The sequence below is a fragment of the Streptococcus sp. WM07 genome, assembly GCF_004570525.1.
In the GTDB taxonomy this organism is placed as follows: Bacteria; Bacillota; Bacilli; order Lactobacillales; family Streptococcaceae; genus Streptococcus.
In genome coordinates this window covers 1-8,556 of sequence record NZ_SPPZ01000064.1, presented here as the reverse complement: position 1 = coordinate 8,556, position 8,556 = coordinate 1, and the positions used below count along the sequence as shown (strand labels likewise).

Sequence of the window (8,556 nt, the reverse complement as noted above, 5' to 3'; positions counted from 1 at the left end):
CTAGAGGCTTATTTACCATGGGCTCCAAAAATCCAAGAGAATTGTAGATAAAGAAAACTCCAAGATTAAAAGCAATCTGCTTATAATCTTGGAGTTTTGTCAATATACTCTGTTATTGGGCGCTTACGGGATTTTGTCTTTTTTCTCGCCCTGTATTTTACCACTTTTACCTGTCTATACGGGGGTACTTTTAGATGAGGGGGAGAATTGGTCCTGGAAGTTCTTAGGGAGATCTATTAATGGGGCTGGTTTGGTTCGCACGCTTTGCTTTATTGCAGGTTTGTCCCTCGTTTTTGTAGTTCTTGGTTTTGGTGCAAGGGCTTTGGGTCAGTTGCTTTACCAAGCTTGGTTTCCCTTATTGCTAGGTTTACTTGTGGTGCTTTTGGGGTTGCACCAGATGGAGATTTTTCAGCTGGGGATACTGGAGCGGCAGAAAGGTTTTCAGTGGCGGAGAAAGACAGGTCGTTCGGGTTACGGGAATGCCTTTGTACTGGGATTGACCTTTAGTTTTAGTTGGACACCTTGTGTTGGCCCAGTGTTAAGTTCAGTTTTGGCTTTGGCTGCATCGGGTGGTTCGAGTTCTTGGCAGGGAGCATTTTATATGCTGATTTATACGATGGGCTTGGCTCTTCCTTTTCTGGCTGTAGCCTTAGCATCCAGTTTTCTTTTAAGTTATTTTAGAAAGCTTCAATCTAAATCACCTTTGCTCAAAAAAGTTGGTGGTTCCTTACTTGTTCTGATGGGAGTCTTGATGATTCTCAACGCTTGGTCCAGTCTATCTTTTTAACAGGCTGGTTCCCTCACATTTTTTAAGGAGAAGGATTATGAAATCAAAAATTATGTTAGCCTTAAGTCTTGTATCGTTGCTCAGTTTAGCTGCTTGCAGTAACACCAAGCAAGAGGAGATGAGGGATTCCTCCGAGATGTCTTCCTCTATGATGAAAAGTGAAGAGAAGACAGAGATGTCCTCGTCTATGTCTAAGGACAAAATGGAATCTTCTGATATGAAGGAATCGGAAATGTCTGAGGATATGGATGAGAAAATGATGGAAGAAGAGGAGATGGAAGATCAGATGAAAGATGAGTAATCCCAAGGAGGGAAAGATGAGTAGGAAGAATTTTATGATCATAGGTCTGGCTTGTTTATTGGGGCTAGGTGGTTGCAGTAGTCAAGCTGAAAATGCGATGTCTAAAGAGGAGGATTCGTCGCAAACAGTGATGAGTAAGGAGCGATTGCAAAAGGCGCCTGATTTCGACTTAACTGCTGTGGATGGAAAGACCTATCGCTTATCCGATTTGAAGGGGAAAAAAGTCTATCTTAAATTCTGGGCTTCCTGGTGTTCTATTTGTTTGTCTAGTCTGGAGGATACTGAGCAGTTAGCAGTAGCTGCCAAAGATAAGGATTATGTTGTTCTGAGCCTAGTATCTCCTAGTCACAATAGAGAGAAGTCGGAGATGGATTTTAAAGAATGGTATCAGGGATTGGAGACAAAAACTCTTCCTGTACTCTTAGATTCCTCAGGAAAAGCCTTACAGGATTACCACGTGCGAGCTTATCCGAGTGCAGCTTTTATTGATAGTAAAGGTCATTTAGCCCAATTCCATACAGGTTATATGGCTAAGGAGGAGATTGAGAAAACGCTAGAAGCGTTAGACTAGGAGGTTTGAATGCCAGAAAAAACGAAACTATTGGTAGGAATAGCAATCATTTTAGGTTTCTGTTTCCTGTGGCTTGGTCTAGTCTGGTGGCGTGGACAGGGAAATCTTTCTCAGGCGGCCATTCGAGAAGCAGCAGCTAGTCAAGTGGTGAGCAAGCGTCAGCAGACAGAAGTTAAAAATCCAGAGGATTTACGGGAGATTTTTCTTGCAGGAGGTTGTTTTTGGGGCGTTGAAGAATACTTCTCTAGGATAGATGGAGTGGTGGATACTGTATCTGGTTATGCCAATGGTCAGACAGAATCAGCAAGTTATGAATTAATTGGAAAAACAGGACATGCGGAAACAGTGCGCGTGACCTATGATTCGAGTCAAATTAGTTTGAGAGAATTGCTACTTCATTATTTCCGAATTATTGATCCGACAGCAGTAAACCAACAAGGGAATGATAGAGGTGTGCAGTATCGGACTGGTGTTTATTACGAAGATTCAATGGATTTAGCCATCATTGATCAAGTTTTTGAAGAACAGTCTCAAAAATTTGGGAAAGAATTGGCTGTTGAAAAGCTCCCTCTAAAGCATTTTGCGGAAGCAGAAGCCTATCATCAGGATTACCTTCAGAAACACCCCGATGGTTATTGTCATATAAATCTTAAGGAAGCAGCCTATCCTCTCATAGATGAGTCTTTATACCCCAAACCATCTGATGCAGAGCTTCGTGAGCGCTTGAGTAAAGAGGAGTACGCAGTAACACAAAAAAATGAGACAGAACGAGCTTTCTCAAATCGTTATTGGAATAATGACAAAGAAGGATTGTATGTCGATGTTGTGACAGGAGAGCCTCTTTTTTCCTCTCGGGATAAGTACGATTCGGGTTGTGGCTGGCCTAGTTTTACCCAAGCTATTAGTCCCGATGTGGTCACCTATAAGGATGATAAAAGCTTTAATATGGTGAGAACAGAGGTACGTAGTCGTTCGGGTGATTCCCATTTAGGACATGTTTTTACAGATGGTCCCAAGGATAAAGGAGGGCTCCGTTATTGTATTAATTCCCTCTCCATCCGTTTTATCCCTAAAGCGGATATGGAGGAAGAAGGGTATGCTTACCTACTTGGGGAAATTTGAAAATAGAAGATTTCTTCGATTTGATGATCATAGCTAAGAGTTGCGACAAAGTTGATACTTACTTTTGTTACAACTCTTTTTTGTAAGTATTTTCAAGATGATTCTGTTACACTAGATTTAGAAGCAATACACAGGAATACAGAACTAGGAGAGCCACTCTATGTATAAGATTATGATTGTTGAGGATGAATACTTGGTTCGTCAGGGGATTAGCTCGCTAGTAGATTATGATGCTTTAGGAATGACGATTGTCGCAGAGGCGGAAGATGGTCTTGAGGCCTGGGAGTTTTTATCTGAAGAACCAGTCGATATTTTAGTAACAGACATTAACATGCCTCGAATGGATGGATTACGCTTAGCCCAGTTGGTAAAAAAACAGTTCCCTAAGACACATGTTGTATTTTTAACTGGCTATGATGACTTTGATTACGCCCTTTCTGCTGTTAAGTTAGGGTTAGATGATTATTTGTTAAAACCTTTTTCTAAATCGGATATAGAGCAAATGTTGCAGGAAGTCAAACAAAAATTGGATCAGGAAAATCAGTATCAATGTTTGCAAGCTTTCATAAACAATCAGGAGGAATCGGAATTCGCTTTGTATATCAAAGAGCATTTAGCGGATTCTGAATTGTCACTCAAGAGCATGGCTCAGGCATTTGGTTATAGTGTTTCGCATTTGAGTTTACTGTTGAAGCAAGAATTCGGACAACCGTTTCAGGATTATGTGGTTCAAGAGCGAATTCAGTGGGCGAAGCTATTGTTATGGACGACGGATTTGCGAATCTACGAGATTGCGGAACAAGTCGGTTTTGAGGATATGAACTATTTTTCCCATCGATTTAAGCAGATTGTAGGACTGACTCCTCGTCAATTTAAGAAGGGGGATGGGAAATGAAAAACTTGTCTCTTTTCCAAAAGTTAGTTCTTCCCTTGATGGTAATGCTTTTTTTGATACTAGCTTTACTGGGAGTCGGATTTTATCATATCAGTGCTCAAGAAATACGGCATCAAACAGAGGCTGAGACCCAAGAAATTGTGAAACAAAGTAGTTATTTTTTGGAGTTTTATTTAAAAAAAGTCAAGGAAACCAGTACCAGCCTGGTTGGGCATAGTCAGGTTAAGGACTACTCCCAAGCTCCTACTTTGGAAAAAGAAGCCAGCCTTCGGGAACTTTTTGCGACCATGATTGATGCTGATAAAGATTTGGTATCTGCTGTTCTGGTTACCAAATCTGGACAAGTCATTGCAACAGATTCTAGCATTAGCATGAAAACTTCCAGTGATATGATGGCAGAATCTTGGTATCAAGAAGCCATTGATACCAACGGAAGTCCAGTTTTAATACCAGCTCAACAAGGAGGAAGAAGTCAAGAAAACCAATGGCTGATTTCAGTGACCCAAGAAGTTCGGGATAAGTCTGGCAAGAATCTAGGGGTGCTCCGTCTGGATCTTTCTTATGATACCTTGGCAAATTATTTGGATCATCTAAAACTGGGAGAGGACGGCTTTGCTTTTATTTTGAATGAACAGAAGGAGTTTGTTTACCATCCCCAACATACAGTTTATCTTTCCAGTCAAGAGATGAGGGAGCAAGAACCCTTTATCCAAGAAGAAAATGGCTACGTTGCGGGGAATACCTATGTTTATCAAAATGATATCCCTGGTACCACTTGGCGCCTCATCGGGGTTGCCTCCCTTGAGGCTTTGGGTCAGCTACAGACCAAACTCATGAAGACCTTTTTGGGACTTAGTTTCTTGGCCCTGTTACTAACTGCTAGTGGTTTATGGATTATATTGAGACAGTGGGCTCGCCCCCTTAAAGACTTCCAACAGACTATTTTAAAAGTAGGTACAGGTCAAGTTCACCTTCGCGCCAAGGAAGAAGGGGCGCCAGAATTAGTCCAGTTAGCTTCAAATTTTAACCAAATGTTGAATCAGATGGAACAATTGATGCTGACTATAAAAGAAGAAGAGCAAGAAGTTCGACGTTATGAATTACGAGCACTTGCTAGTCAAATTAATCCTCACTTCTTGTATAATACCTTAGACACGATTGTCTGGATGGCTGAATTACAAAAGGGCCCCAAAGTGGTAGAATTAACAAAATCTTTAGCCCATTATTTTCGCTTAGCTCTCAATCGAGGCCATGAACAGATTCGTCTCCAAGATGAAATAGACCATGTCCGCCAATACCTATTTATTCAGCAGGAAAGATATGGAAAGAAATTAACGTATGAGATAAGGGAGAATCCCGACTCCGCAGATTTTTTACTTCCGAAATTAGTGTTACAACCTCTCGTGGAAAATGCAATTTATCATGGAATCAAACAAATTCAAGGGACGGGAATTATTAAGATAAATGTCCGATCATTAGCTGGAAATCTGGTTATCTCTGTTAGTGATAATGGTCCTGGTTTTGCAGAAGTAAAGGAGGAGGAAATCCGTTTGAAACTAGGTGGTGTTGGTTTGACAAATGTCGACCAGCGTTTGAAACTTCAGTTTGGAGATGACTATCATATGGAAATTCAATCACCTCCTGACGGATGGACAACTGTCTCGCTTTGTTTTAAGATGGATTGAACTAATTAGCTATTGAAATATAGAACTGGATGCTGACTGGTTGAGATTTGTTTCAGTTTCTCTTAGTGTAGATTATTAAAAGCCCCAAAAATTAGAAGCTATATCTAATTTTTGGGGCTTTTTGTGAAAGAATCTTTTAGTTTCATCTATCTAATACTTAACAGAAATCAAAATCTGATTTATGATAGAGTTATGAAATTTACAGATGAAATGATTAACGAATTAAAAACTGCCCTAAAAACTAAAGATTTATCCTCCTATCACAAACGAATTCAAGCGGTTTATCTTAGAGCGACTAATACTCCCTATAAGACTATTATGGAGATACTTGATCTTTCTCATGATACTATTTGGAGACTAACTAAGAAATATCTAGAAGATGGTTTACAGGCCCTTGTTTCTGATGTTCGAGGAGGTCGTCGGCATGCTTATATGACGATTGAAGAAGAACAGGAATTTTTAAGTCAACAGCTATCTTCTGCTGTAAAGGGGGAGTTTATAACAATCGACTCTCTCTATGAAGCTTACCAAGAGCAGCTCGGTCGTAAAACCACCAAAGATGGTTTTTATCGATTGCTAAAGCGTAATGGATGGAGAAAAGTTTCTCCTCGTCCTGAACATCCCAAAAAAGCAGATCCTAAAACTATTTTAGGGTCAAAAAATAAAATCTTTATTTCAGAAAAAAATCGAGTAAGCGTTTTCTAGACAAAACTCCTTACACTAAGACTCGCTTAATGTACCAAGATGAAGCTGGTTTTGGGAGAATTAGTAAATTGGGCTCTTGTTGGAGTCCTAGTGGACATCGTCCGACTGTCTCTAGTCACCATATCCGAGAATTTCGTTATTGCTACGGTGCTGTGGATGCCCATTCAGGAGAGTCATTTTTCATAATTGCTGGAGGGTGCAATAGTGCTTGGATGAATGAGTTTCTATGTCAATTATCAGAAGCTTATCCCAATGACTACTTGATTTTAGTTATGGATAATGCCGTTTGGCATAAATCTCAGACCCTTGAAATACCTGAGAATATTGAATTTACATTCATACCTCCTTATACTCCTGAGATGAATCCAATAGAACAAGTTTGGGCAGAAATTCGTAAACGTGGCTTCAAAAATAGAACTTTTCAAACATTGGAATCAGTCATTGATAGGCTTCAAGAAGTGATCCAAGTTCTAAGTAGAGATATTCTAAAAAGTATCGTTTATAGAAAATGGATTTGTTCAGATTTTGAAATAGAATGAGTATAAGTGATTTTCTGAGACAGGAGAGGATAGCATGTGTATCAGCTTTATGGAAGGATACTTCCATCTTATTTGCCTTGAATGGCAAGATGAAGGGGTCGCAAATTCAGGCTTGTAAAAGTTGGTATAGTAGCAGTTGCAGGTTAATTGACTAATGAGTTTTTCTTGGTAGAAGAATTTGACTTGATTGTTATGACCGCCAACTACAGAGGCGGTTGCTTGACCATGTTTTAGGGACAGGTACTCAACTCTGTTACTTTGGTAATAGTTACAATCACGTTTACGAATTTCTGGTGGAATAGGTTGGTGTGTCAATTCTAGAAGATAGGAGGAACTGTCGTCTATTCCAATGAAAATTTCATCCTCCAATGTTTGTGGAGATAAATACCAAGTTTCTATCTTTTCAAGTCGAAAGACTTAGGGCTCCAGGACAAGGAAGTGAAATCTGGCTATATAGCTGCCTATGAATATCTGTATTCAAGGCAGATAGAACCCGCTTGAAGTTAGCTAATCGGATTTTGAAATTGTATTGGAAATCAATGATAATCTCTAGCTCACTTATCTTCGACATAAACTTAATCACCAATTTGGAGTCAAAGTGATCGTTAAAATAAGCTAATTGTCGATTAGGAAAATAGACTTGTACTAGGTACTTACGAATATTTTCTGGTGGTTTTGCTTTGTATTGCGATGACTCTCTTTGTTCATCGAAAAAAGATTGTTCAATTTAAATAAGATAATAAGGCTGCATCAAGCATATATCAAATTATCTTTGATAGTTTTGGTTGGAATAATTGTAGCCCTCAGTAAGGCAACAATGTTATAAAAGTGATGGATTAGTTTGATTTTGAAAGTTAGACTAATTTTTAAAATCAAAAATGAGATTCCTATAGGATATAATATCACAAACAAAATGTTAGTTATATATGACAAATAGAAAATTTTATTGTATAATAAAGATAAGAAAGGGGGAGAGTGTTACGAAAAATATTCGCATGAAAATGGCAAGGGTTGAGCATGATCTGACTCAGGGAGATTTAGCTAAAAAAATAGGTGTGTCACGTCAGACAATTGGTCTGATCGAGGCAGGGAAGTATAATCCAAGTTTGAATCTATGTATCGCTATTTGCAAGACCCTTGATAAGACACTGGATCAGCTTTTTTGGTAGTAAAATGGTTTAGAGACTGCTCAAAAAAATGAGAGATGTCTTGAGATTTATGGATAGAGTGAGTAAGAATCATGTCAATGAACTTTGCAGTTTGAAATTAAATCCTGTAACGACCTTTTTTGATGGTAGGAGTTCTTTCTCACTCCTCATGGAGTCGGTTTTACATAGTAGAAGGAGTGTATTATGAAGCTACAATTATTTAACAAGAACGTTTTAGATGAGAGAGAAGAACAGCTTACCAATAAGGTTGGAGCTGAAACAGCTAGTTTGCTTCTAACCGTTTTAAGTGGGATGAGTATGGCGGGTGCATTTTTTAGTTCAGATTTTAGTTTTAGTATCTCAATCATCATGGGTATAGTCGTCTTATCTATTTTATTTTACTCAATTCGATGCGCGCAAATAGGTGTCCGCTCATTGAATACAGCCTACTTGAATTTGTGGGGCGTTTTACTTGTAACCTTGTTACTAGCATTAGTCATCTGGATAGGGAATTACCAAAAATTCCATTCCATTTATAGTGGCCCCTTTGATCCTTATTTTCTAACGGTTTTACCTATTACTTTTCTTTTCAACCTTCCATTAGTAGCAGGTTTGAATGTGATTCTAATTTTTCTATCTAAAATTGAAAAAAGGCGTTATGAAGCTGAGTTAGAACGTAAGCGCCCAATAACAGAGTATATTGACAAAACTCCAAGATTATAAGCAGATTGCTTTTAATCTTGGAGTTTTCTTTATCTACAATTCTCTTGGATTTTTGGAGCCCATGGTAAATAAGCCTCTAG

10 protein-coding genes are annotated in these 8,556 nt (G+C 38.9%); 9 read left to right on the top strand and 1 reads right to left on the bottom strand.

Translation table 11 applies throughout. The annotated features are described in order from the left end of the window. Nucleotides 1-88 precede the first annotated feature (88 nt). The 7 genes from ccdA2 (at nt 89) to E4T71_RS07495 (ending at nt 6,605) form a co-directional block, all read left to right on the top strand. Complete coding sequence (gene ccdA2, locus E4T71_RS07525; protein ID WP_167758494.1) at nt 89-787, top strand: thiol-disulfide oxidoreductase-associated membrane protein CcdA2; 699 nt, start codon at nt 89-91, stop codon at nt 785-787. 37 nt (nt 788-824) lie between these two features. Further along, nucleotides 825-1,088 (top strand): hypothetical protein, encoded by a 264-nt coding sequence (locus E4T71_RS07520; protein WP_135038610.1) that lies wholly within the window; start codon nt 825-827, stop codon nt 1,086-1,088. Between the two features lie 16 nt (nt 1,089-1,104). After that, nucleotides 1,105-1,659 carry a redoxin family protein gene (locus E4T71_RS07515; RefSeq protein WP_135038608.1) on the top strand — a complete coding sequence of 185 codons (555 nt, stop codon included), beginning with the start codon at nt 1,105-1,107 and terminating at the stop codon, nt 1,657-1,659. A 9-nt stretch (nt 1,660-1,668) separates the two neighbouring features. Beyond that, the gene (msrB, locus tag E4T71_RS07510; RefSeq protein ID WP_135038606.1) at nt 1,669-2,781 is read left to right on the top strand and encodes a peptide-methionine (R)-S-oxide reductase MsrB; all 1,113 of its coding nucleotides are present in this window, start codon (nt 1,669-1,671) and stop codon (nt 2,779-2,781) included. A gap of 160 nt (nt 2,782-2,941) precedes the next feature. After that, nucleotides 2,942-3,676 carry a response regulator gene (locus tag E4T71_RS07505; protein WP_135038604.1) on the top strand — a complete coding sequence of 245 codons (735 nt, stop codon included), beginning with the start codon at nt 2,942-2,944 and terminating at the stop codon, nt 3,674-3,676. Beyond that, complete coding sequence (locus E4T71_RS07500; protein ID WP_135038602.1) at nt 3,673-5,361, top strand: sensor histidine kinase; 1,689 nt, start codon at nt 3,673-3,675, stop codon at nt 5,359-5,361. Before E4T71_RS07505 ends, E4T71_RS07500 begins: the two co-directional genes overlap by 4 nt. A gap of 192 nt (nt 5,362-5,553) precedes the next feature. Continuing rightward, nucleotides 5,554-6,605 (top strand): IS630 family transposase gene (locus E4T71_RS07495; RefSeq protein WP_135038600.1). Its coding sequence is split into 2 segments (ribosomal slippage): nt 5,554-6,051 and nt 6,054-6,605, totalling 1,050 coding nucleotides; the frame shifts between segments, so codons are not numbered across the junction. Between the two features lie 403 nt (nt 6,606-7,008). Here the strand turns inward: E4T71_RS07495 and E4T71_RS09840 are convergent. Continuing rightward, the gene (locus tag E4T71_RS09840) at nt 7,009-7,176 is read right to left on the bottom strand and encodes a hypothetical protein (RefSeq protein WP_167758493.1); all 168 of its coding nucleotides are present in this window, start codon (nt 7,174-7,176) and stop codon (nt 7,009-7,011) included. A gap of 355 nt (nt 7,177-7,531) precedes the next feature. Between E4T71_RS09840 and E4T71_RS07490 the strand changes: the two genes are divergently transcribed. Then, nucleotides 7,532-7,774 (top strand): helix-turn-helix transcriptional regulator, encoded by a 243-nt coding sequence (locus tag E4T71_RS07490; RefSeq protein WP_135038598.1) that lies wholly within the window; start codon nt 7,532-7,534, stop codon nt 7,772-7,774. A gap of 183 nt (nt 7,775-7,957) precedes the next feature. Beyond that, on the top strand, nt 7,958-8,476 hold the full coding sequence (locus E4T71_RS07485) for a DUF6773 family protein (protein WP_135038596.1): 519 nt from the start codon (nt 7,958-7,960) through the stop codon (nt 8,474-8,476). The last annotated feature ends 80 nt before the right edge of the window (nt 8,477-8,556 follow it).

Bases quoted from the DNA above. Each gene is read 5' to 3' on its own strand.
- E4T71_RS09840 (WP_167758493.1), bottom strand. From the start codon at position 7,176: ATGTCGAAGATAAGTGAGCTAGAGATTATCATTGATTTCCAATACAAT.
- E4T71_RS07500 (WP_135038602.1), top strand. From the start codon at position 3,673: ATGAAAAACTTGTCTCTTTTCCAAAAGTTAGTTCTTCCCTTGATGGTA.
- E4T71_RS07515 (WP_135038608.1), top strand. From the start codon at position 1,105: ATGAGTAGGAAGAATTTTATGATCATAGGTCTGGCTTGTTTATTGGGG.
- E4T71_RS07485 (WP_135038596.1), top strand. From the start codon at position 7,958: ATGAAGCTACAATTATTTAACAAGAACGTTTTAGATGAGAGAGAAGAA.
- E4T71_RS07490 (WP_135038598.1), top strand. From the start codon at position 7,532: ATGACAAATAGAAAATTTTATTGTATAATAAAGATAAGAAAGGGGGAG.
- msrB (WP_135038606.1), top strand. From the start codon at position 1,669: ATGCCAGAAAAAACGAAACTATTGGTAGGAATAGCAATCATTTTAGGT.
- E4T71_RS07505 (WP_135038604.1), top strand. From the start codon at position 2,942: ATGTATAAGATTATGATTGTTGAGGATGAATACTTGGTTCGTCAGGGG.
- E4T71_RS07520 (WP_135038610.1), top strand. From the start codon at position 825: ATGAAATCAAAAATTATGTTAGCCTTAAGTCTTGTATCGTTGCTCAGT.